Raw genomic sequence first — 20,688 nt, forward strand, 5'->3', positions numbered from 1 at the left:
CCGTTATGACATGTATCTGTTGATTTCGTTGCCGACCCATTCGCCCACTGGCGTGCTCACTCCGTTGCCTATCTGCCGATATGCGGCGGTGTCTGAAACCGGGAATTCAAACCAATCCGGCAGGCCCTGGAGTCGGGCGTATTCGCGAACTGAAAACGGGCGGACTCCCAGGGGGTAGCGTTTGTCGACGACCAAGCGGGTGCTTTTGTCTTTTGCGTAGTGGGCGACGCAGGTGGGGGCGAGGTCGCCTTTGGCGGGGTCGCTGATGATGGGTAGGTCCCGGTAGCCGCCGGTCATGCGGGTTTTGATGGCCTTTGGTAGTGTGACGCGGGGCTCGGTTTCCAGTATTTCTGCCAGTGGCACCTGTTTCGTGTTCTCTGGTGGGCGTACTGAAAATGGCCGGCGTGTGCCGATGATGATTAGCCGGCTTCGGCGTTGGGGTAGCCATGTTTCTGATCTGATTGGGCAAAATACTTGGACGTAATAGTCCGGTAGTTTGCTCATTGCCTCCATCACCACCGGGAATGCGCGCATTCCGGGTACGTTTTCCACCACATAGAATTCCGGGCGAGCCAGGGCAAGGTGCCGCAGGGCATGCAGGAACAGTTCATCGCCTGTGCGGGCTGCGTGAATGTCGGCGATGGTGCTGTATTTGGTGCAAGGGTAGGTGAATACCATGCCGTCGCAGCTGTCCTGCTCCAGTACCAGTTGCTGGGTGATGTCGCACTGGGTGACGTGGTTGCCGAGGTTATGGCGGTAGGTGGCGCAGGCGTCCGCGTCCAGTTCGAAGGCCTGGTTGATTTTGATGCCTGCGGCGAGCAGGCCGACATCCATTAGCCCGGCACCGCAGAAGTAGCTGTTGACCGTGATCATGGGTTGGCTTCCGGGGTGGCTTGGCGAGCATCGAGCGCGGCTTGTATTCGTTTTCTGATTGCCGGTGGCACTTGCAGATTTAGATCCTGGCCGCGTGCTATTTCCTCTGCCGCTTTGTCCACGTCCCACGCTTTTATGTCAGCGATGAGTGTTTCCAGTTCGGCGATTCTTCCCGCCATCGCTCGCACTGCATCCATTCGGCCATCGTGGGGCTGCTCGGCAGAGTGGCGAAGTCCGCGCATTGCTTGATCCAGGATCAAACCCTTCTTTTTGCGATGCCCCGCGTCACGCTGCATCTGAGCCTTGAGTTCCCTGATTGTCTCTTGCTGGGCATGGGACTCGTTAGCTAATCCGAGATTGTAAGATTCCAGCTCGGCAATGCGGGCCTTGGCTGCTTCCGGGGCGTCTTCTATTGAGTCCGAGCGCAGATATTTGATAGCGTCCTTCGGGTCCATTCCCAGTCCGGGTGCGGGGTCATCGCACCAGGCATAATCAGGAACGCCTTCGGGGGAGTCAGGAATAAGGTATATCGTTTCTGGGGCATCATTCATCGCTATCGTCTCCGGTGGCGGGGCGGATTTCGGGATACTGGATAACCGTTTCGTCTCTTGGGTGGCAGCGAAGTCGAGCGTTTGGCCATTTATCGGGAGCAACCATCACATAATGAGATGCGCTTGTGATTCTGCCGTCTGTCCAGCCGTCGAACGCTCTCACCCTTACTCTCATGCCACGCTTTACAGGGACGCCATAAGTGCGTCGAATGTAATCCATGCTCACGACTCACCCCCATTACTGCGAAGGCGTGCGGCTTGCTTGCGAGCGTCCTTGGCAAACTGCCCGGCGTGCCATGCTGGGCAGTTGCTTGCGCTGGTCTCTTGCGCTCTCGCGAATACCGCATCAAGCTCATCCGCGTACTCTTCCAGCGCCTCTGCCTGCACTTCGTGGCGGGGCTGGACGGGGTTGCGTATGCAAAGCTGGCATACCTGTACCCCGGCGTAGTGTGCGGGCTGGGGTGCGGTGTGAAGATAAACCGGAATTCCGGCCTGCCAATCTGCGGACGCATCAGGGCGATAAACAGGGATGTGCAACCTGTCGCCTGCCCGATAGTCAGACAAAGTGTCAGGGTCTGCATACCCAATGGGTTCGATCTGGGCTGTCAAGGAATCCTTGACAGTTGGGGTTGCGTAGAGCGGACGAAGCCGCTTTCCGAAACGAGATCGCAGATCGTCGACTTGTTTGCCATTGGCTCCCCAGATTCTTATATTTCCGTTGTCCTCAAAAACAGCGAAAGCTACCGGCGCAGTTGTCTCCGTACATGGGCGCAGATAGACCTCACGAAACTTGCTCATGTCATCCGGCTTAAACGCGTAAAGATGCTCGCCGTTTAGCCTTGCGTCGCTCTGCAATCGAGCAACGGCCTGATTCGTTAGATACCCCACCGGCTCAGCACCCTCTACGGATTGCAGGGCGGCTTGCCATGCCCGCCATGCGAATTCCAGGGCCGCAGTTTTGTAGTCGTCTATCGCGTGTTGATTTCCGGTTTGCTCTGCGAGCCACTTTTTAAACGCCTCTCTAATTTCGCTCATAGTGCGGCCCCTGCTGGTTGGGTGATGAAGCGTTGCATTAGCTCATCGATGCGGCTGCGGTGGGCTGACCAGATGATGGCGTTGCTGCTGGTGAGGCCGGTTTGTGTGATGTGGCCTTCGTTTCCCAGGGCCCGCAGGATCGGGGCGATGGTGCGGGAGTGGGTGCCGATGGCGCCTGCGATTAGTGGGCAGGTGGTGGGGCCGTTTTCCTGGACTTGGGCCAGCACTTGTTCGCGTAGTTTTTCAGTCATGATCGTCTCCCTATCTCAACAAAAACACCTGGAACCCGGCATCGGTGACGGTGTGGGCGTGTTCGCTCAGCAGGTCGTCGATGCTTTGGGTGGCGGTTTCGAGTATGTCCACCAGGTTGCAGGGGTTTTGGTTGCGGATTTCGTCTGTGCTGCGTGCAGGCCCGTTTCCCGCGTGGAGTTTGATTAACCATTTCCGGCTGCCAAGGCTGCGTGCCTTGGGGCTGATCCATGGTTGTTCGTCGTGCAAGGAGAAACGGGCGATTAGCATGCTGGTTCCTGTTAGGCGCTGAAGGCGCCGATGGTGACGGGGAGGGTGTCGCCGAATTTTTCTTGCAGCAGGCCGGCGAACTCCTCGGCCATTTCTTCTTCGTGCTGTTCAGGGCGGATGATCCGCAGGCTGAGCAGGGGGTTATCTTCGACGGTACGCAAGCTCATGCGCAGTACGAAGGTGCGCTCAGCCAACCCCTGATAGGGGGTGCACTTGAAGAGAATGAAGCTCGGCAGGGGTTCGTTGTTGCTGCTGGCTTCCACTTGTTCAAGCGAGGAGCGAGTGGCGCTGAGCTGACCTTCGGTGTGATCGCTGGTGCTACCGGCCTTGATGGTGATGCGGCGGATGGCGGCGATGACTTGGTTGGCTGTGAGTGCCTGTTCGTCGTTGGTGAGCCCCTGAACGCTGTCGCGCCAGTCTTCCAGCCACTCGGCCAGCTGCTGCTGGGAGCGTGCGGCGCCATCGGTTTTGTTGATAGCGTCGAAGGCGGCGGTGGTTTTCAGCTTCATCTTGGCCAGGCTGTCGGCGTGGCCCGGCGCCACGATGCTGCCAAGGTTCAGCACTGCGGTGGCCGTCATGTCGTCCGGGTAGACGAAGCACTCGGCACCGAAATCAGCCTTGGCCTCTGTGTAGTTCACAAAATCTTCAACGCTGCTGGTGGCGAATTTTCCGCGAAAGCGATTGCGCTGGGGTTTGAACTGCTCCAGATCCAGCACCTTTGTATCGTTGGGCAGGGTGGCTACGTCGAGATTTTGTTCCGTTGCCGCCTTGTTGAATTCAAGGCGGGTGGTGTTGTCCTGGATGTGTTCCAGTAGGGTTGTGGTGGCGAGTGTTTCCATGAGCTTATTGCTCCTCTTTTGCGGGGGTTTTCAGGAAATCCATCTGGGCATCGGGGGCGATGGTCATCTTGCCGCCCTTGCCCACATACATGGGTGTGGTGGTGGTGTCTTCTTCGGTAGCCTTACCGCGCAGGGTGGGGCGCGACACTTTCAGGGTGTGGCCGATTTGCACCTGGTGGGATTCACCGATCTGCTGAACGTCCAGCTCGATGGTGATCTTCCCTTTCTTTTTGCCTTTGCCGTGGTCGATGGTGCCGGCGGCGACATCGGACAGGGCCTGGCCGAGCTTTTGGGCGAACATGCCGCCGTCCAGTTCGCTGATGAAGTCATCTACGTTTGTACGCATGGTTCTCTCTCCCATTGGGGGTTGGTGGTTAAGCTGCTTCGTTGATCGCTTTCCATTCCCGGGCGGCTTCGTTGCGTTGCGCGTCGAGGTGGTTGGCGAGGTCTTGGGTGTGCACTAGCCACGGGGCCTTTTGGCTGCGGCTTCCCCGGTGTGCGGGAAACGGCAGTGCCTGGCGGGCGGCGCGGCGTTTAGCTTGGGCTGGGCTCAGGCCGAGGTATTTTTCGGCGAGGGCGTCCAGCGGGATTTCCGCTGTCTCGAATTCGGCCATGAGTAGAAATAGTGTGTTCATCGCAGTAGCAGCCAGATTGCTAGGGCGCTGCCGCTGACCAGGGTGATGATCAGCAGGGCGCAGTCGGTTTGTTTTTGCTGTCGCTCTGTCGGTAGAGGAAGCTGCATAAGCTGGACAGTGCCGCGTGGGCTTCGCAGGCGGCTTTTGCCTGGCCGGCATCGCTGTAGCAGCCAATGCACTGGTGCACGAGGCCCTGCCATGGCAGGGCTCTGCTGTAGGGCGGTTTGGGTGGCCAGGCGGTGTACACGGCTTTGGTGGCTGTGTATGTCTTGCTGACCTGGTAGGCCCCGGCGCTGAGCGCGTATTTGTGCTTTTGCGTCCATTCCATGTGCCCCTCTATGCGGCTTGATCAATCCGGCCAAATAGTTCAGCCAGGCCGGCTTCGGTAATGTCGATACGTGTTTGCCATTTCCAGCCCGCCACTGGGTGGTGGTACTGGGTGTGTTCTTCTTTGAGCCAGCCCTCGCGCACCCATGTTGGGTGGGCCCGTTCTTCGGCGGTGATGGCGCCCATGCCGCGTAGCTGTTGGCGGAGGTGGCCTGGCTTGGTGCCAAGGCGCTGCGCGGCTTGCTTGATGCGGTAGGTGGGCTGGCTCATGGTTAACCTCCGAAGGGTTCTCGGTTTGCCCGCTTGGCTGGGGGCGCTGTGCGCCACCATTGGCGAGGTTGTTCCGGGTTGTGCTTGCGGTAGCGGTAGTGCGGCAGTGGGCCGGTGAGGCGTTCGAGAAAGCCCCATTCAAACCGCCAGCGGGTGTGCATGAAGAGCGTCCAGGTTTCGGGTTTGACGCGGACGATCTGGTGGTGGCTGCTGTGGCGGATGTGGTTAAACCACTTCACGGGCTTCACTGTGGTGAGCACGGTTTCGATGCCATCAGGTGTTCTGCCCATGAGCAGGCCTTGGTGTTCTGTGTAGCCACCGGTGAGCACGATGCTGATGGCGTGCCGCCATGGGTGGTTGTGAAGGGCGCGGTCTTTGTCGTCGCGCACAAAGCGGTGCAGGTAAACGGTGATGCCGAGTACCTGGCACAGGAAGTAGCGCTCAAGGTAGGCCTGCCCGCTGATTTTGATTAGCCGTGTGGGGCGGTTGGCAGTGAGCCTGTAGAGCAGGCGGGCTAGCAGGTTCATGCGGCCACCTGCTTGCCTTGGAGTGCTGCACGCACTGCGTTAATGGCTTCTTTATGTAGGTCTTCCACGGTGCCTGCGTTGAGCAGGTAGCCGTCGCCCTGTTCCATGGTGATGGGCTGATTGGTGCTGTGTTGGCTGGTGCTGGTGCCTTCGGGGCGGTTCACATGGATGACGTGGCCGCGCATGGCGCGTACCCAGCTTGCCTCTTCTTCGGTGCGCAGGTCGGTGATGACGGCCAGTTCGGGTGTGTCTTGGCTGTCTTCCAGTTCGCGCAGGGTGTCGACCAGGCGCACGATGAGGTAGTCCGGGCGGATGGTGTTGCGCACGGCATCACCGAGCTGTTCGAGCAGGGCGCGGATCGCTTTGTCGCCTTGCTGTTTGAGCTGGTTGACTTGTTCCGGGGTGATGCCCAGTGCAGCGGCTGCCATGTCATACAGTGGGGTGGTAAAGGCCACTTCGTTGGTGTGCCACTGGGTGCCCAGGGCTTCGGCGGCGGTGTTTTTGCCGGCGCCACCGGGGCCGGTGAAGGCGATGATTTTCATTCGGGTTCTCCGGTTGTGAGGCCCGCTAGGTCGAGTTCAGCTTCGATGGGAGCGTATGGCTGCCCGCGGTGGTGGTGCTTGGCAGCGGTGATCAGCATTTGGGCGCGTTGAGTGAGGTCGCCGAGCGGGTGGTTAGGGAGGCAAAGCCAGATTCCCATGAGGTTGCTTTCGGTTTGGTGGCACAGATCGAGTTCGTCATTCAGCGCCTGCCGAACCCCGCGGTTTGCCATGCGCATGATGGTGTCGCCAATGAAATTGGTGTCGTCTACTGAGACGCGGGTGTCTTCTGGTAGCAGGTTCATACAACGGCCCCTTCAATGGCGTCGGCGGCATCCGCATAGCATTCGCCAGCGGTACCGGTGCCTTGGTAGATCACCTGGTTCGGATTGTTGGCCGGGTAGATGGTCACGGTGGTGGCCACTTCGCTTTTGCTAACGGCGGCGGCTAGGGTGATGCCGTGGACGCGGATCAGCGTGGTGCTACGGGCGCCTTTGTCGGTACCGCGTATGGCGGTGCGAAGTTCCTTTTCGTTCTGCATGGTGAGTCTCATGCTGTCCTCCCTCTGTTCTGCTTAGGCGGCGCTGGGGCCGTCGCCGCCGTGATGGCGGTGGTGGGCGCTCAGGCGCTGGATGGCCGGCACGGCGCTGCGACGCTGTTGGCGCGGCAGAGCGTTGCCTTTACGGGCCAGCCAGTGGCTGTGGGGGATCAGCTGGGCGCTGGTGCCATGGATAACGGCGACCAGGCCGGTTTGGCGCTGGAGCTTGTAGATGGCTGCCGGTGTGGCGGCAGTGGGGTGTATGTGGATGCTCATTGCTAATGACTCCGTTAGCTTGTGCTAAATACGTTAGCGCAGGCTAAATAATAGAGTCAATAGCTAATGCTAATTTATTTTCTGGAGGGCACAAAAAAGCCCGCTTGGGGCGGGCCTGGTAACTATTTGATGATTATGGGCAGAGGTTCGGGAAGTGTGCCTGAAACCAGTTGAGCGGTGTGAAGGTGTCGGGGTTATCTTCCTCTGTGTACCCAGAAACGGTGGCCGCATCATTTTGGGCGAGGGCTATTAGGGTTTCTTTGATTGGGGGCTCATCAAGCTCAATGAGGGCTATGCTGTTTTTCGCTTCTGCATACTCTGTTTCGGCCAATTCTTGGCTTGCTGCCAGTGTTGGTTCGAGTGAAACGTATCGGCGGCGCAGGTCTGCATGAAGGCTCGCGCGCTTTTGTGTTTCGAACATTAGATCAATTGCTTGAATGATGGCGATGAGCGCCGCCAGCCAAGTTGCGTATTTTGTGTGCGGGGCGATGAAAACGGCAACCGCTGCAGAACTGAATATCAGTGATGAAAGCCCGGTGAGGCGGTGCCAGCGCTCAAAAAAAGCGTGACGGCGCATATGGTACCGCACGCCAGTTCTTATGTTATGCAGTATATCTGCGTGGCGCTCAAGACTATCCATGAGGCCTATCTCCTGGGGGGTTTAGGGCTCGGTTTGCTTTGGTGGATGGTTGAGCCTTTTTCGCGTTCGCCATATGTAAGGTTAGCACCATCCTGTCGGTTCCGTGCAGAGTCGTGTGTTGAGCGGTCTGCTTTGCTGGATCTTCCTTGGTTATTATTGCTCTCGTTATCACGCTTTGTCACTTTCCCCTCCATGGTTAATCAGTAGTGATTGTTTTTAAGGTCGAAACCGAATTTCTTTTACGGTCCCAACGATCCGGCAGTTGCCGTTGATTTTTATTGTGTCGTAAGCCGTATTCAGTGGTTTTAGGTATCGGTTGGGGCCATCGAATACCAGTTTTTTAAACGTAGCTTCGTCTTCGCTGTCCAGCTTTGCGACCACTAAGCTGCCGTTTTCGGGGAGGCTATCCGGGTCGACCATGATTAGGTAGCCCTCGGGCACGCTTAGGCCTGCTGGTGCTGTCATCGAGTCGCCTTTGACTCGCAACCAAAACGCATGTGGGCCGGCGTTGGTGGGCGTTTCTTCCTGGCTTTCGCCTTCCCCGGCGCTGTATAGATCAATCGCTTCAGCCCATTGGCCGGCTTGAACCCAGCTTACAACTGGTGCGGACCGGGTGGTGTGGGGTACATACGCGGGCTCAATGTTCGAATCTTTTATTTCGTTGGCGAGCAGCCGGCCGTCTAGGGCGCCGAGCGGGATGCCCAGTTTTTTCTCCATGTTACGGGCGGACTTCTCACCAAAGGAGCGGTGGCCGCTCAGTATTTGGGAGATGTAACTGGCATCTAGCCCGAATTTTCGGGCGAATTTGGCTTGTGATCCATATTCCAGAACCAGTGTGCGCAGGGCTTCCACGCGGGCCTTGTGGGCGTAAGTCGTATCAGTCATGCCTCAATTCTCCCTAGCCTTTAGCAAAAGTAAATTACCTTCTGCTATTGATTCATTCATTAGCCGGTGCTAATTTGTTCGGGTGTACATCTGAGGGGTGTTCTATGAACCCGATCAAAAAAGCAATTTCAGTAGTGGGTAGCACCCAAAAGGAGTTCGCGGAGCGGCTCGGGGTTTCTGCCCCCTTCATTAGCCAGATTGCCTCCGGGCTTCGGCGGGTGCCGGCTGAGCTTTGCCAGGACATCGAGGACATGACAGGCGGTGAGGTGACCTGCCAAGAGCTGCGTCCTGATGTGTTTCGCGCCAGCAAAGCGGCCTGACCATTACAGAGTAAAGGCGGCATGCCTGCCTGTTTAGAGAAACCCGGGAGAGAGTTTCAGCATGAATAAACCACGCATGAGCCGCGCTGAGCTGGCTCAGAATACGTTGCCTGACTTGAAAACGGCGCTGGCAATGACGGCCAAGCGGCAGAACATCAAGAAGATCTGCGCTACCTACGACATTGATACCCAGCGCCTTTATAACAACCTGAACCTGAACGACACCCACCGTAACCCCACCCTGCAGCAATTCGAGCTGATTACCGAGTATGCCCGTGACCATGGGGATGTTGAGCAAATTCTTGATGCGTTGTCGTTGATTACGGGTTGCGTGTGGTTGCCGATGCCGGCGGTGGATGATTCTGCGAAGTCTGAGTTATTCAGCGGCCTTGCCGATCTGGTTAGCCGGGTGGGCAAGATGACCACCGATGTGCGGGATGCGCTGGCCGATGGGCAGGTGGACCCGGATGAATTGGCGGTGCTGGAAAAGAGCCTGTACCGCCTTGTTCAATCCGGGTTTAGCCTGGTGGAAGCGGCTAAGCAGTTTGGTGAGGTGAGCGATGCATGAGCCGTTGCCGATTCATGAAGCGGAGCAGGCGTTGCTGTATGTGGCGGCGGATTGTGACCGTGACGTGTGGTTTTCTGTTGCTGGTGCGTTGAAGGATGAATATGGCGAGGCCGGTTTTGATTTATTCGATGCGTTTAGCCAGCAGGGCCAGAGCTATGAGAAGGGGGCCTGCAAGGCCACCTGGCGCAGCGCGAAGGCGGGCCATTACACCATTGGTACGCTGATTAAGTTGGCTGTGCAGGGTGGCTGGCAGCGGCCCAAGCGGGAGCTTACGGCTGAGGAAAAGAGGGCGCTGCGCAAAGAGCAAGCTGAGCGTCGTAAGGCTCGGCAGGCTGAGGTTGAGGCCGACGAAAAGCGGGCCGCTGTTATGCGGGAAGCGGTGAGCCAAGCGTGTGTGACTATTTGGCAGGAATACACGCGGCTGGTTGATGTGAAGGCGCAGCCCTACCTGCAGGCGAAAGGGGTGGGGGCGCATGGTGTTCGCGAGGCTCGCCAGCCTGTGTTGCTGGTGGTGGATGACGCGGCGGGTGCCTCCCGGGTTTTGGCGGGCAATGAGATCCGGCAGTTTTTCAGCACGGTGCCGAAGCCTCGCCCGGATTCGCTTTCCTATTTGAAGCTGGATTTTCGTGATCTGGTGGTGCCTATGAGGGATGCGGCCGGGAAGCTGTGGTCTGTGCAGGTAATTAAGGCGGGCGGTACGAAGCTGTTTCCGCGGTATGGCCGGAAGAAGGGCTGCTTCCATGTGATTGGCGATTTGGACAAGGCCGAGCTGGTGGGTTTTTCCGAGGGGTATGCAACGTCGGCTTCGGTTTATGAGATGGGTACCGGCTGGCCGGTGGTTTGTTGTTTTGATTCCGGAAACATGTTGCCGGTGGGGCAGGCGTTCCACGGGGCTGGCTTGATGATGGGCAGGCCCCCGGTTTGGGCGGCGGATAATGATGCGGTTAACGCTAAAACGGGCAAGCAGGCAGGGCAGGATGCGGCGCTGGCTTGCCAGGCGGCGTTGGGTGGGGTGGTGTATGTGCCGCCCGCTCCGGTTGGGGAGGCGGCTTGATGGCGTTGACTCCGATTCATGGGCGCGGCAAGGTTCCTGCTTATAGTGTTGAGCAAGGGAACTGTTCTGATGAAAAAAACGTGCAGGCATTGCGGGTATTCGGCAGAGGTGGAGAGCGCCCTGTCGACATGCCCGAGTTGCGAAAGGGTTTATATAAAAACCGATGCGGCCTACGAGCAAAAGCAAGAGAAGGCAAGGCTGGCGGCGGTAGCAAAGAGAGAGCAGCGCGAAGTGTCGAGGGTGGAACCGGGGGCGCTACTCGGGTTAATCATGGGGTTTTTCGCTTGGTTCCGCCCAGCGGCGGCAGCGGAAACCCCGCTTTCAATGGCCGATCTGACGTTCGGGCGGGTGTTCTTCCTGACGCTGAAATTCTTCATCGCTTGGACTGTGATCAGCTGGGCCTTCAAAGCAGTGATGCTGTTATTCGCCTTGGCTGGGCTGAGTTCGTTGCTGGTTGGCATGGACTTGAAGTAGGCCGGTTTCCCACCTTATTGACTCGCCGCCGTTATCCGGCTTACGCTAGCCCTGCTGCCGCAAAATCGGCAGCCGGGTTTGGCGACTCGGAATATACAGGCGGACACACCGCCATCAGTGCGGTTTTTTTGTGTCCGAAGCATGGCAAGCCAGTTATGGGCGGGCCGTGCGGGAGCCCTTCGGGGCTGCCGGTTCCTGTATCCGGTTCGCCAACCCGCATGGTTCCGTCCACCTGTTTGGCGACAGTTGTTCGGAAAAGCCAAATACAGGGATTTTGCTATGACTACTAAACCTTCGCTTTTCCATTTTAACTCCCATCCTGTCCGAGTTGTTGAGCGAGCTGGCCTTGTCTGGTTTGTTGCCAGTGATGTGTCTGGTGCTCTTGAATACCAGAGCGCCAAAGACTTGGCTCGTAACCTCGATGAAGATGAAAAGGGTAGGCACAGGGTGCCCACCCTTGGTGGGGATCAAACCTTTACTGTCATCAACGAATCTGGTCTTTACCACGCCATTCTGAAAAGCCGTAAGCCTGCGGCCAAAGCCTTCCGTAAATGGGTCACCGCTGAGGTGCTGCCTGCCATTCGCCGTGGAGAAACGGTAAGCACACCTGGTTTGCGCCAAGGTGGGCAGGGCCTGCCTGTGGGGCAGCGTTATCTGGTGCGGGCGGGTGATGCCCAGTTGGTGCCGCTGCCAGAGGCGGCGCAGGTGGTTGACCCGGAGAGTGAAGCGGCTTTGGGGGGGCTGGTGGCCGGGATGACGGTGGACCAGCGTAAGGCGCTGTTGAGTATCTGCATTGAGCGTTTGTGTGGCTTGGCATCGATGCCGGTGAATATGCCGGTGCTGTTGCATTGGAAGCCGGGCGGGCAGGTTGAGTTCCGGTTTTTGGTTGGCCAACGGACGATGGATACTCAGGCACTGCATGGCAGCCTGAATTTGCTGGAGCTGCTGCGTGACCAGATGAATGAGGCGCAGGCCACGGCAGATGCTGTGAACGATATTCTGGAAAGCTGGGAGGTGCGCAATGGCGGAAACCCAGCCTGAGCCGTGGCACGGTGATTGGAACGATTACATGCTGGCGCTGGGCAAGAAGGAGGCGCGGAAGCGCTTCCGTGCCGATTTAAAGGCGCGGCTATCTGCGAATGATGCTGGTGGGGAATCTTCTCCCTCGCCCTCTTCTGAAAAGCGCGGTCACGCGTGCGGGGGCGCGGGGGGTGGTGTTCACTGGAAGATCACGGAGATGATTAAGCACTGCATGTTGGTGTATGGCACGGACATGGTGTGGGATTCGCGTAATCAGATTTATATGCGGCTTTCGCACTTGCGGCATGCGGTGGGGCGGGAGCTTTTTAAGAATTGGGAAGAGAGCCCGAGCCGGAAGATTGTCTATGGCCTGAAGTTTGAGCCGGGGCAAGAGCTGGGGCCGGAGTGGGTGAACCTGTGGAAGGGGTTTGCTGTGGAGCCGGATGCAAAGGGTGAGGCGGGCTGCCCGCTGATTATTGAGCACTTTTGGCGGCTGTGTGGCCACCGGGCTGAGATGTTCGAGTGGTTGATTAAGTGGATTGCGTACCCGTTACAGCACCCGGGCGCGAAGATGGATTCCAGTGTGGTGATGTTCGGGGCGGAAGGCCCTGGTAAAAGCGCGGTGTGGGAAAACGTGGTGATGCCGATTTATGGTGAGGCTGCGGCGACGATTGGCCAGGCGCAGCTGGAAAGCCAGTTTACGGGCTGGCAGGCGGGTAAGTGTTTTGCGCTGGCTGAGGAGGTGGTTAGCCGGGCTGAGAAAAGCCACTACAAGGGCCAGTTGAAACATTTGGTGACGGGCAAGACGGTGCGGATTAACGAGAAGCACGCGCCGGAGCGGGTTGAGACGAACCACTTGAATATCGTTTTCTTGTCGAATGAGACGGTGCCGCTGCTGATGGACCAGGGTGACCGGCGCTATATGGTGCTTTATGCCGGTGATGTGCCGGGGCAAGCGTATTTTCAGGCGTTGTTTGATGAGATTCATAACGGTGGGGTGGGCTGCTTTTTCCGCTACCTGCTGGATTTGGATTTGGGTGATTTTGGTACATGGACGCGGCCACCGCTGAATGAGGAAAAGGAAAGCTTGGTTGAGATGGGTATGAGTACGGCGCTGTATTTCCACAAGCTGTGGAAGGATGGTGACTTGGGGTTGCCTTATGGTGCGGTGGCGTCGGCAGATTTGTGGAAGGTTTTTATTCGATGGTGCGAGCGCAATAACGAGTACAAGCGGCGGCAACGGGATCTGGCGGCGGATTTGAAGCGTGTGATGCAGCCGGAGCGGCGGGACGTGTGCCTGCCTAAGCCGATGAGCCCTAAGCGCACGGTGCGGCTGTGGGTGCCTCCTGAGGTGTACAAGGGCCGTGATATGCCTGGGTATCTGGAGGCGCTTGGCGAGCAGGCTAGGGCGTTTTATGAGGCGGCTGTGGGTGAGTGGATTAACGATGGTGCGCAGTAATGGTGCGTTTCCGACAGCTAGACAGCTACGCCGACAGCTGGCCGACAGCTGCACGGCCCGGTTTTGCTGGCCTAGACGCCTAGACACCTAAAAAGGGGGCTTGTGCGCCCGTGCGCACATACGCGGGTGTATATCTATATTCATGTGTCTAGGTGTCTAGGTGTCGGATTTATAGATAAGTAAATTAAAAATCAATCAGTTAGGGCTAGACACCTAAACCGACAGATAAAAATCAGGTGTCGGGATAAAAATTCGGTGTTTTACGGCGAACAAACAGGCAATGGCAGGGGAGTTTTATGAATCCGATCCGGTTGATGGCAAAGATGACGGCGAAAGGGCTGCTGATTGATGGTGGTGGCTTTGGTGGCAGTGTGGTGTTGATTACGCCACAGGATGTGGCGGGCGCTATGGGCATGGGGAACCTGCCTGCTGAGGCTGAGTTGGTGGGGCGAGCCAAGTTCTGTGATGACAACCAGGCGCAGCTGGCTTTGGCAGGGTGGGCGCAGACTGAGTTCCGGCGGCGGTGTATGCGACATGGCTGGAAAACGGATTACTGTGAGGGCCTGGCTACGCTGTGTGTGTTTGAACTGGTTCACCCGATGCGTTGTAGCCCGTGCGGAGGGCGCGGCAAGGTTTGGCGGCAGGAGCCGGAAATGTCGGATGACGGTGAGTTGCTGCGGATGGCGGACCGGTGGGTGGATTGTTCGGCCTGCAAGGCGACAGGGCAGAGTGTGCTAACGGTGAGGAACCGGGCGGCGATTGCCAAGATCGGCAAGTCACAGTTCAACGATGTGTGGGCTGCGCGGGCTGATGACATGATGGCAACGATCTTTACCCATGAAGATAAAGTGCTGCGGCACTTGTGGCATCAGTTCGCTGATGTGGCGGCGTGAGAGATTTTTTATTTTTCTGCTCTTGACCTGTTGACGTACCGGACAAAAACGACCATCATTTTCCCATCGTGGAAAAGCCCGCCCAGAGAAATCTAGGCGGGTTTTTTTATGCCTGTTATTCGAGCCCGCTGGTTTATGCCTGCGGGTTTTTTTGTTTGTGATGTAGCGAAGCTCAACGGTAGAGCGGCGGGTTTCTACGCGCGACACACACTTTGTATCGGTAGCCCATTGATGCAGGGAAAACGTGTAGGCCAGTGAGGCGCTGGTCGGAGCAGGTTCGATTCCTGCGGCTGCAACCAATTTTCTCCCGGTCCCGCTTCGGCGGGGCTTTTTATTTCTGCCCCTATACGACGTAGGCCGGGGGCGGGATCGGCTGGCGAACAAAGCTGGTTGGTATCACTGTGGCCTCGGTGGGATTGGCGACCCCTTTGCGAGCCAGTAAGCCAAACGAGCGTTCTAGCCCGCCACGCCTCAACGGACTGGGAGTAACCCGGTCGGGCGCACCATGGCAGGCGCCAATTTCAGGAGGTTGTCATGAAGCTGTCCGAATTAAAGCGACGGGGGAGTGATGGCTTTGGTGCGGGGCACTTCGGTGCGCCCCGTGGCAGTCGCACCCATAAGGGCGTGGATCTGCTCGCCAGCTCTGGTGAAGCCATTGAATCGCCGGTAACCGGCACCGTCACCAAGCTGGGCTACTCCTATGGGGATGATCTGAGCTATCGGTATGTGCAAATCACAGCGGGTGGCTATGACTTCCGTGTGTTTTACGTTGACCCAAGTGTAAGGGTTGGCCAAGGAGTTACAGCCAATACGGCAATCGGTCTTACCCAGGATCTGGGGCAACGCTATCCGGGCATCCCGAACCACGTCCATTTCGAGATAAAAAAGGACGGGGATTATCTGGATCCGACGCCGGCACTGATTGCGATGGGTGAGTGATGAGCCCCGAAACTCTGGACAAGTGGCGCGTAGTGCCCCGCTTGCTGGTGCTGCTGTACGGCCTTGTGTGCTGGCAGACCTTCGGCTGGTTCACTTCACTGGCTGACCCGTCAGGGCCGCAGACCACATTTGCTACCGGCATCTGGGGCGCGGCGGCGGCTTGGTTCGGTTTCTATGTGAACAGTGGTGGCCGGAAATGATGTGGCTGGCTGCGTTAAAACGTGCCGCGCCCTACCTGGCTGTGCTTGCTGTTGTGGCAGGGGTCGCTTTCGGTGGCTGGACGGTTCGTGGCTGGTATGAGGGCGACCTTGAGGCGGCGCGGCTTAAAGCTACCTCGGCGGCGATTCAGGTTGCGCTGGATGACCATGCGGCGATTGCCCAGGCGGTTGAAGGTAAGCTGGCGACGCTGAAGGCGAACGAGACTGTTATTGATCGCGGGGTTATGCGTGAAGTCATTAAGCCGGTATACCGCAATGTGTGCCTGCCTGCTGCTGGTGTCCGCCTGCTCAACGCCGCGGCCATCAACGACATTGCCGGCCTACCAACAGAACCTGATGGTGAAGTGCTCGATGGCGCTGCCGACACTGAGTGACGGCGAGGCAGGAACGGTGCTCGCTGCCATGAGGCAGTGGGCTGGCCAGTATCACGATTGTGCAACGCGACATAATGGGCTTGTCGATGCGATACACGCGGCTGAATGAATGCGGGCTGATCGTAGCGCGGGGCGCTGTGTTGGCCGTGGTGATATTTTTTCTTTTTTGGCTCATCGCCGCTGGTGTCGCGTGGCAACGATGGAGATCTGTTTGTGACAGGAAACAGCGAGGCGCAGCTAATGGACACGATCCCGTTGCGAGTGAACGACCTGGAGCGTGCCCGCGCCGTTGATGAGCACCGCCTAAAAGCGCTGGAAGATGAGCGGCTTGGTCATCGCATGGCGCTCACTGAGCGCAGTGCAGAGGAGGCCAAAGAGGGCGTGGCAAAGCTGCAAGACGATGTGGCTACTCTGCGGCATGATCAGGCGGAGGGCTTCGCGGCGCTCGGCAAGTCAGTAGGGAGGATCAGCTCGCTATTCCGGGGTGCGGTGTGGGCCTTTGGTGTGGTGGGTACGTTGTTGGTGATACTTAATATCACCGTTGATCTGATCCCTAAGCTAGACGCAATCATCATCGATAAAAACCCGCCTGTTGCGGCCCAGGGTGTGGAACGAGGTTGATTTTCGCCGCCTTAGTATTTGAGAGTTATTATCATTTGAGCCCGTTATAAGAGTCCGCGGGTCCTTCCCGGGATCGCCTGCATACGGGTGCGCAGAGCGCGGGTTGTTTGCAGATGTGGGTTTCTATAGGGGGTTGTAGTTGTTCCCCGATTATTGGTGGTTTCCATGGATCTTGATGCACAAGCAACGGCTTCTGGCTTCGCGCGGCTGGTTGGTATTAGCCAGCAGGCGGCGAGCAAGCATGCATCTGATGGAAACCTGCGCCGCGATGGCTCTTATGCTGAGTGGCTGCGTGATTACTGCGACCACCTGCGCACCCACGCGGCAGGGCGGGGCGGTGAGAAACAAGCGGATCTGGCGGCTGCCAAAACCGAGGAAGCTCAGGTGAAGGCGGCGCTAGGTCGGCTGACGTACAACGAAAAACTGGGATTGCTGGTGCTGGCTGAAGAAGCTGCCCAGGCAATCACGAATTGGGCGGGCTATGCGAACCGTGAAATTCGCGGTGCGGTAGAGCGTCTGCGCCAGGCACTGGAAAAGGAGCACGGCATCACTATTGATGCCGCAACACTTAGCGATGTCGTTGAACCTGCAATTGAGCGAATTGGCGAGTTTGCAGGCGACGCTGCGAAAGGTCTTACTGAGGGCGTCGAGTAAATTCCGGCCCCGTCGGCATGTGCCGACAGCGCAATGGATGCAGGAGCACTACCACCTGCCGGAAACCATCGGTGATCTGGCTGGGCTGTACGACTTTTACTATTCGCCTTATTTCTTGGGCGTCGCCGCGGCGCTGGATGACACCAGCGTGGATGAAGTGGACCTGATGAAAGCCGCCCAGTTGGGCTGGACTTACTTTCTCATCGGGTACCTGGCCAAACGCATTGACGGCCACCCCGCGCCGCTCATGGTGCTGTTCGCGAAAGAGAAAGACGGCAAGGCCTTTCACGATGAAAAGCTGGTGCCCGCGCTCAGCGCTACCCCTGCCATGAAAGGCGTGGTCGATGTGACCACCAGCCGCAAGGCGGGCAATCGCTGGGATTTGAAAACCTTCCCGGGCGGCTTCCTGAAACTGGTTGGCTCCAACAGCCCCGGCAACGTGAAGTCCACCAGCTCGGTGGGCGTGGGTGTAGTTGAAGAACCCGACGATACCAGCGTGGATGTGAAGCGGCAGGGGGATGCGATCGGCCTGCTGGAAGAGCGGCTGAAACGCTACCCCGGCAGCAAGCTGATTGTGGGCGGCACCCCAACCATCAAGGACCTGAGCAAAACGGAACACCGCGTGCGTGAATCCGATTGCCGGGTGCTGCCGGTGGTGTGCCATGAGTGCGAAGAGAGCCATGTATTGGCATGGGAAAACGTCAGCTGGCTGGATGCCGATGACGAAGCCCCAGTGCACGAAGTGTACGGCCGCGCCATGCCGGATACCGCCGTGTATTGCTGCCCGGGCTGTGGCAGCGGCTGGGATGATCACCAGCGACAAACCAACATCCGCGACACCGTGTACAACGCGGTGGAGCAGGGCGACCCGCTATGTGGCTGGGTGCCAACACGGCCATTCCACGGAAAGGCTGGCTTCACCCAGCTCGGCGAGCTATATGCCTGCGTACCGGGTACCAGCCTCGCGGATGTGGTGCGCGACAAGCTGAAAGCGGATCACCTGGCCGAGAAGGGCGACCTTTCCGGCCTGATCACGTTCACCAACCAGAAGCTGGGCCGCACCTTCGAATATGAAACCGCAGCCCCCGACGCGGACGCCCTGCGCGAACGCGCAGAGGATTACCCCGAACTGGTGGTGCCCCACGGCGGCCTGATCCTCACCGCCGGCATCGATGTGCAACGCGATCGCGTTGCCGTTGTGCTGCGTGCCTGGGGCAGGGGCATGGAAGGCTGGCTGATCTACTGGGGTGAATTCTTCGCCAAGGTCAGCACCACCGATAGCAGCGACCCGGTTTGGAAAGAGCTCGATGATTTCCTGTTTACCCCCCGCAAAAGCGCGGACGGATTCAGGATGATCCCGCGAGCCATCAGCATCGACTCCGGCGGCCACAGCACCGAGCAGGTGTACAACTGGGTACGCCCCCGGCAGAAGCGCGGCGTCATGGCCATCAAGGGCAGCAGCAACGATTACGGCCGTCGCGAGATATTCAGCGCCCCGCGCAAAACCGATTACAGCAAAAAGAACGGCCACAAAACCAAGGCCGCGAAATTCGGCCTGCAGGTGTACCAGGTGGGCACCCACAAAGCCAAAGACCTGATCTTCGGCGAAGGCGGCAGGCTCAGCCTGCAAGGCGAAGGCCCAGGCCGCATGCACTGGTACACCAACGTGCGCGACGACTACTACGAACAACTCACCGGTGTAATCAAAGCGCCCAACGCCCGCATGGGCGGCAAGCTCGTGTGGCACGACAAGCCCGGCCAGCCCATTGAAGCGGCTGACTGCGAAGTCTACGCCCTGCACGCGGCCTACAGCCTGCGCTTGCACACCTGGAAAGATGAACGCTGGGATCAGCTTGAGGCCCAGCTCAAACAAAGCGACCTGTTCGGTGGCGATGACACCCCGGAAGACGCCGGCGGTGGCCGCCGCAAATCCAACTACTGGTAACCGCCCATGGCTTACACGCAAGCAGATCTGGATCGCATTGAAGCCGCGATTGCCACAGGCACCCTGCGCATTACGCACAACGGTAAGACCACGGAATTCCGCAGCCTCGATGACATGATTCGTGTGCGCGACATGATCCGCAAAAGTGTGAAGGGCCCAAACGCCGGTGGCCAACACCGGGCGTATGCCCCCACGTTTGACCGGGGGTACCAATGAGCTGGCTGGACCGCACCATCGGGTTCTTTTCCCCGGAAGCCGAAGCCCGCCGCACCCGTGCCCGCGTGGTAACGGATCGCCTGCGCGCCGTGAACGGCTACGACGGTGCTGGCAAAGGCCGGCGCAACACCTGGACCCGTGGCAGCGACAGCAGCGCCAACGCTGAAAGCCGCGCCGCGCTCCCACTGCTGCGTGCCCGGCACCGTGAGCTGGTGCGAAACAACCCGTATGCCGCCAGCGCAGTGCGGGTGCTCACCACCAACATCGTTGGCACTGGCATCCGCCCCAGTGCGCTGGTGAGCGATGCTGAAGAAAAGAAACCGCTCCAGCGCACCATGCTGAACTGGTGCGAGAGCACGGCCATCGACTATGACGGCCGGCATAACCTGTACGGCCTGCAAGCCTTGGCCGTGCGCACCGCTGTAGAAAGCGGCGATGCGATTATCGTGCGTGTGACCGACAGAGACCCCGCCCTGAAAGTGCCGCTCAAGCTGCGGTTGTTGGAAGGTGATTATCTGGATCACACCAAAAACGGCCAGATGAATGGCGGCTACGCCGTGCAAGGCGTGCAGTTCAACGCGCAGCACCAGCGCGTGGGCTACTGGCTGCACACCAGCCACCCCGGTGATGCGCTGGGCGGTTTCAGTGCCAGCAAGCTCACCCCGGCGGCGGATGTGATTCACCTGTTTGAAATGCTGCGCCCAGGGCAAGTGCGCGGCGTGCCGCGTGGCGCCGCCGCCATCATGCGCATGAAGAACCTGGACGATTACCAAGATGCCCGCATCGAGGCCGCCAAAAGTGCAGCGTGCCTGGTGGGGGTCGTCGTGGAGACAGAAGGCGACACCGATCGCAAAGGCGACGTGCTGCCAGAAAAGCTGGAGCCCGGCATGTTCCCGCGCCTAAAAGGCGGCGAAGACGTGCGCTTTAACAACCCGCCCAGCGTATCCGGCCATGGTGAATTCGTTAGCGTTGAACAACACGCCATCGCCATCGCTTACGGCGTACCGTTCGCCGCTCTCACCGGCAACCTGGAGCGCGTGAATTTTAGCAGCGGGCGCATGGGGCACCTGGAATTCACCCGCAACGTGGAGCAATACCGCTGGGCATCGTTGATCCCCACGGTATGCCAAGGCGTGGGCGAATGGTTCAACCAGGCGGCCATGCTGGTCGGTGAAATCAAGCAGCCCGTGCGCTGGGAATGGACCCCGCCACGCCGTGAAATGATCGACCCCTCGCGGGAAATTCCGCCGATTGTTGACATGGTTCGCGCAGGCCTGGGCTCGCTATCCGAACAGATCCGCTCCATGGGCTTTGAGCCCGAAGACGTGTTCGCCGAAATCAAACAAGAACGCGACAGCCTCAACCGTGACGGCATTATCGTTACCACCGATGCAGGCCGCGTGAGTGATGCCGGCGTTACCCAGGCCCGTGCCCCCGGCGCGGCATACCCCGAACCCGGCGACGAATAACCGGAGCACC

32 protein-coding genes and 1 tRNA gene are annotated in these 20,688 nt (G+C 58.6%); 16 read left to right on the plus strand and 17 right to left on the minus strand.

Going from position 1 to position 20,688, the window contains the following annotated elements; genetic code table 11:
* Positions 1-3 precede the first annotated feature (3 nt).
* The 17 genes from ABNH18_RS05185 to ABNH18_RS05265 form a co-directional block, all read right to left on the minus strand.
* Positions 4-873, minus strand: a complete 870-nt coding sequence (locus ABNH18_RS05185) for a DNA cytosine methyltransferase (RefSeq protein WP_349381789.1) — start codon at positions 871-873, stop codon at positions 4-6.
* Positions 870-1,424, minus strand: coding sequence for a hypothetical protein (locus ABNH18_RS05190; protein WP_349381790.1), 555 nt, complete (start codon positions 1,422-1,424; stop codon positions 870-872). Before ABNH18_RS05190 ends, ABNH18_RS05185 begins: the two co-directional genes overlap by 4 nt.
* 222 nt (positions 1,425-1,646) lie before the next feature.
* Positions 1,647-2,459, minus strand: a complete 813-nt coding sequence (locus ABNH18_RS05195; protein ID WP_349381791.1) for a hypothetical protein — start codon at positions 2,457-2,459, stop codon at positions 1,647-1,649.
* Entirely contained in the window at positions 2,456-2,710 is a 255-nt protein-coding gene (locus tag ABNH18_RS05200; protein ID WP_349381792.1) for a hypothetical protein, read from the minus strand. The genes ABNH18_RS05195 and ABNH18_RS05200 overlap by 4 nt, the downstream gene beginning before the upstream one ends.
* A gap of 10 nt (positions 2,711-2,720) precedes the next feature.
* Entirely contained in the window at positions 2,721-2,978 is a 258-nt protein-coding gene (locus ABNH18_RS05205) for a hypothetical protein (RefSeq protein ID WP_349381793.1), read from the minus strand.
* An 11-nt stretch (positions 2,979-2,989) separates the two neighbouring features.
* Positions 2,990-3,817 (minus strand): DUF2303 family protein, encoded by an 828-nt coding sequence (locus ABNH18_RS05210; RefSeq protein ID WP_349381794.1) that lies wholly within the window; start codon positions 3,815-3,817, stop codon positions 2,990-2,992.
* Positions 3,818-3,821: 4 nt separating this feature from the next.
* Positions 3,822-4,163 (minus strand): YfdP family phage-associated protein, encoded by a 342-nt coding sequence (locus tag ABNH18_RS05215; RefSeq protein ID WP_349381795.1) that lies wholly within the window; start codon positions 4,161-4,163, stop codon positions 3,822-3,824.
* A 28-nt stretch (positions 4,164-4,191) separates the two neighbouring features.
* Positions 4,192-4,452 carry a pyocin activator PrtN family protein gene (locus ABNH18_RS05220; RefSeq protein ID WP_296029559.1) on the minus strand — a complete coding sequence of 87 codons (261 nt, stop codon included), beginning with the start codon at positions 4,450-4,452 and terminating at the stop codon, positions 4,192-4,194.
* 49 nt (positions 4,453-4,501) lie between these two features.
* Complete coding sequence (locus tag ABNH18_RS05225; protein WP_296029556.1) at positions 4,502-4,780, minus strand: hypothetical protein; 279 nt, start codon at positions 4,778-4,780, stop codon at positions 4,502-4,504.
* Between the two features lie 8 nt (positions 4,781-4,788).
* Complete coding sequence (locus tag ABNH18_RS05230; RefSeq protein WP_349381796.1) at positions 4,789-5,049, minus strand: hypothetical protein; 261 nt, start codon at positions 5,047-5,049, stop codon at positions 4,789-4,791.
* 2 nt (positions 5,050-5,051) lie between these two features.
* Positions 5,052-5,576 carry a hypothetical protein gene (locus ABNH18_RS05235; RefSeq protein ID WP_349381797.1) on the minus strand — a complete coding sequence of 175 codons (525 nt, stop codon included), beginning with the start codon at positions 5,574-5,576 and terminating at the stop codon, positions 5,052-5,054.
* On the minus strand, positions 5,573-6,118 hold the full coding sequence (locus tag ABNH18_RS05240; RefSeq protein ID WP_349381798.1) for a deoxynucleotide monophosphate kinase family protein: 546 nt from the start codon (positions 6,116-6,118) through the stop codon (positions 5,573-5,575). The genes ABNH18_RS05235 and ABNH18_RS05240 overlap by 4 nt, the downstream gene beginning before the upstream one ends.
* A complete protein-coding gene (locus ABNH18_RS05245) occupies positions 6,115-6,420 on the minus strand; it encodes a hypothetical protein (RefSeq protein WP_349381799.1) in 306 nt (101 codons plus the stop codon). The genes ABNH18_RS05240 and ABNH18_RS05245 overlap by 4 nt, the downstream gene beginning before the upstream one ends.
* Entirely contained in the window at positions 6,417-6,668 is a 252-nt protein-coding gene (locus tag ABNH18_RS05250) for a hypothetical protein (RefSeq protein WP_349381800.1), read from the minus strand. The genes ABNH18_RS05245 and ABNH18_RS05250 overlap by 4 nt, the downstream gene beginning before the upstream one ends.
* 21 nt (positions 6,669-6,689) lie before the next feature.
* Positions 6,690-6,929 (minus strand): hypothetical protein, encoded by a 240-nt coding sequence (locus tag ABNH18_RS05255; RefSeq protein WP_349381801.1) that lies wholly within the window; start codon positions 6,927-6,929, stop codon positions 6,690-6,692.
* A 133-nt stretch (positions 6,930-7,062) separates the two neighbouring features.
* Positions 7,063-7,569, minus strand: coding sequence for a hypothetical protein (locus ABNH18_RS05260; protein ID WP_349381802.1), 507 nt, complete (start codon positions 7,567-7,569; stop codon positions 7,063-7,065).
* Between the two features lie 216 nt (positions 7,570-7,785).
* Positions 7,786-8,454 carry a LexA family protein gene (locus ABNH18_RS05265; RefSeq protein ID WP_349381803.1) on the minus strand — a complete coding sequence of 223 codons (669 nt, stop codon included), beginning with the start codon at positions 8,452-8,454 and terminating at the stop codon, positions 7,786-7,788.
* Between the two features lie 104 nt (positions 8,455-8,558).
* Between ABNH18_RS05265 and ABNH18_RS05270 the strand changes: the two genes are divergently transcribed.
* The 16 genes from ABNH18_RS05270 to ABNH18_RS05345 all read left to right on the plus strand — a co-directional run bounded on the left by ABNH18_RS05270 (position 8,559) and on the right by ABNH18_RS05345 (position 20,678).
* Positions 8,559-8,774: a transcriptional regulator gene (locus ABNH18_RS05270; protein WP_349381804.1), complete on the plus strand. Its 216-nt coding sequence runs from the start codon at positions 8,559-8,561 to the stop codon at positions 8,772-8,774.
* A gap of 61 nt (positions 8,775-8,835) precedes the next feature.
* Positions 8,836-9,342 (plus strand): phage regulatory CII family protein, encoded by a 507-nt coding sequence (locus tag ABNH18_RS05275; protein WP_349381805.1) that lies wholly within the window; start codon positions 8,836-8,838, stop codon positions 9,340-9,342.
* The gene (locus ABNH18_RS05280) at positions 9,335-10,396 is read left to right on the plus strand and encodes a PriCT-2 domain-containing protein (protein WP_349381806.1); all 1,062 of its coding nucleotides are present in this window, start codon (positions 9,335-9,337) and stop codon (positions 10,394-10,396) included. Before ABNH18_RS05275 ends, ABNH18_RS05280 begins: the two co-directional genes overlap by 8 nt.
* A gap of 69 nt (positions 10,397-10,465) precedes the next feature.
* Positions 10,466-10,870 (plus strand): anti-sigma factor, encoded by a 405-nt coding sequence (locus ABNH18_RS05285; RefSeq protein ID WP_349381807.1) that lies wholly within the window; start codon positions 10,466-10,468, stop codon positions 10,868-10,870.
* 279 nt (positions 10,871-11,149) lie between these two features.
* The gene (locus tag ABNH18_RS05290; RefSeq protein WP_349381808.1) at positions 11,150-11,911 is read left to right on the plus strand and encodes a BRO-N domain-containing protein; all 762 of its coding nucleotides are present in this window, start codon (positions 11,150-11,152) and stop codon (positions 11,909-11,911) included.
* Positions 11,892-13,349, plus strand: a complete 1,458-nt coding sequence (locus ABNH18_RS05295) for a primase-helicase family protein (RefSeq protein WP_349381809.1) — start codon at positions 11,892-11,894, stop codon at positions 13,347-13,349. Before ABNH18_RS05290 ends, ABNH18_RS05295 begins: the two co-directional genes overlap by 20 nt.
* Positions 13,350-13,645: 296 nt before the next feature.
* A complete protein-coding gene (locus ABNH18_RS05300) occupies positions 13,646-14,242 on the plus strand; it encodes a hypothetical protein (RefSeq protein ID WP_349381810.1) in 597 nt (198 codons plus the stop codon).
* A gap of 161 nt (positions 14,243-14,403) precedes the next feature.
* Positions 14,404-14,541 (plus strand) — tRNA-OTHER (locus tag ABNH18_RS05305).
* 235 nt (positions 14,542-14,776) lie between these two features.
* On the plus strand, positions 14,777-15,181 hold the full coding sequence (locus ABNH18_RS05310; protein ID WP_349381811.1) for a peptidoglycan DD-metalloendopeptidase family protein: 405 nt from the start codon (positions 14,777-14,779) through the stop codon (positions 15,179-15,181).
* Entirely contained in the window at positions 15,181-15,381 is a 201-nt protein-coding gene (locus ABNH18_RS05315; protein ID WP_349381812.1) for a hypothetical protein, read from the plus strand. Before ABNH18_RS05310 ends, ABNH18_RS05315 begins: the two co-directional genes overlap by 1 nt.
* Positions 15,378-15,773 carry a hypothetical protein gene (locus tag ABNH18_RS05320; protein WP_349381813.1) on the plus strand — a complete coding sequence of 132 codons (396 nt, stop codon included), beginning with the start codon at positions 15,378-15,380 and terminating at the stop codon, positions 15,771-15,773. Before ABNH18_RS05315 ends, ABNH18_RS05320 begins: the two co-directional genes overlap by 4 nt.
* Positions 15,774-15,986: 213 nt before the next feature.
* Positions 15,987-16,394: a hypothetical protein gene (locus ABNH18_RS05325; RefSeq protein WP_349381814.1), complete on the plus strand. Its 408-nt coding sequence runs from the start codon at positions 15,987-15,989 to the stop codon at positions 16,392-16,394.
* A gap of 165 nt (positions 16,395-16,559) precedes the next feature.
* A complete protein-coding gene (locus tag ABNH18_RS05330) occupies positions 16,560-17,048 on the plus strand; it encodes a putative peptidoglycan binding domain-containing protein (protein ID WP_296029504.1) in 489 nt (162 codons plus the stop codon).
* Positions 17,049-17,085: 37 nt separating this feature from the next.
* Complete coding sequence (locus ABNH18_RS05335) at positions 17,086-18,993, plus strand: phage terminase large subunit family protein (protein ID WP_349381815.1); 1,908 nt, start codon at positions 17,086-17,088, stop codon at positions 18,991-18,993.
* Between the two features lie 6 nt (positions 18,994-18,999).
* Positions 19,000-19,209, plus strand: a complete 210-nt coding sequence (locus ABNH18_RS05340; RefSeq protein ID WP_339344172.1) for a phage head-tail joining protein — start codon at positions 19,000-19,002, stop codon at positions 19,207-19,209.
* Complete coding sequence (locus ABNH18_RS05345; RefSeq protein ID WP_349381816.1) at positions 19,206-20,678, plus strand: phage portal protein; 1,473 nt, start codon at positions 19,206-19,208, stop codon at positions 20,676-20,678. The genes ABNH18_RS05340 and ABNH18_RS05345 overlap by 4 nt, the downstream gene beginning before the upstream one ends.
* The last annotated feature ends 10 nt before the right edge of the window (positions 20,679-20,688 follow it).

Origin of the sequence: Alcanivorax sp. (genome assembly GCF_040118815.1) — a bacterium.
GTDB lineage: Bacteria > Pseudomonadota > Gammaproteobacteria > Pseudomonadales > Alcanivoracaceae > Alcanivorax.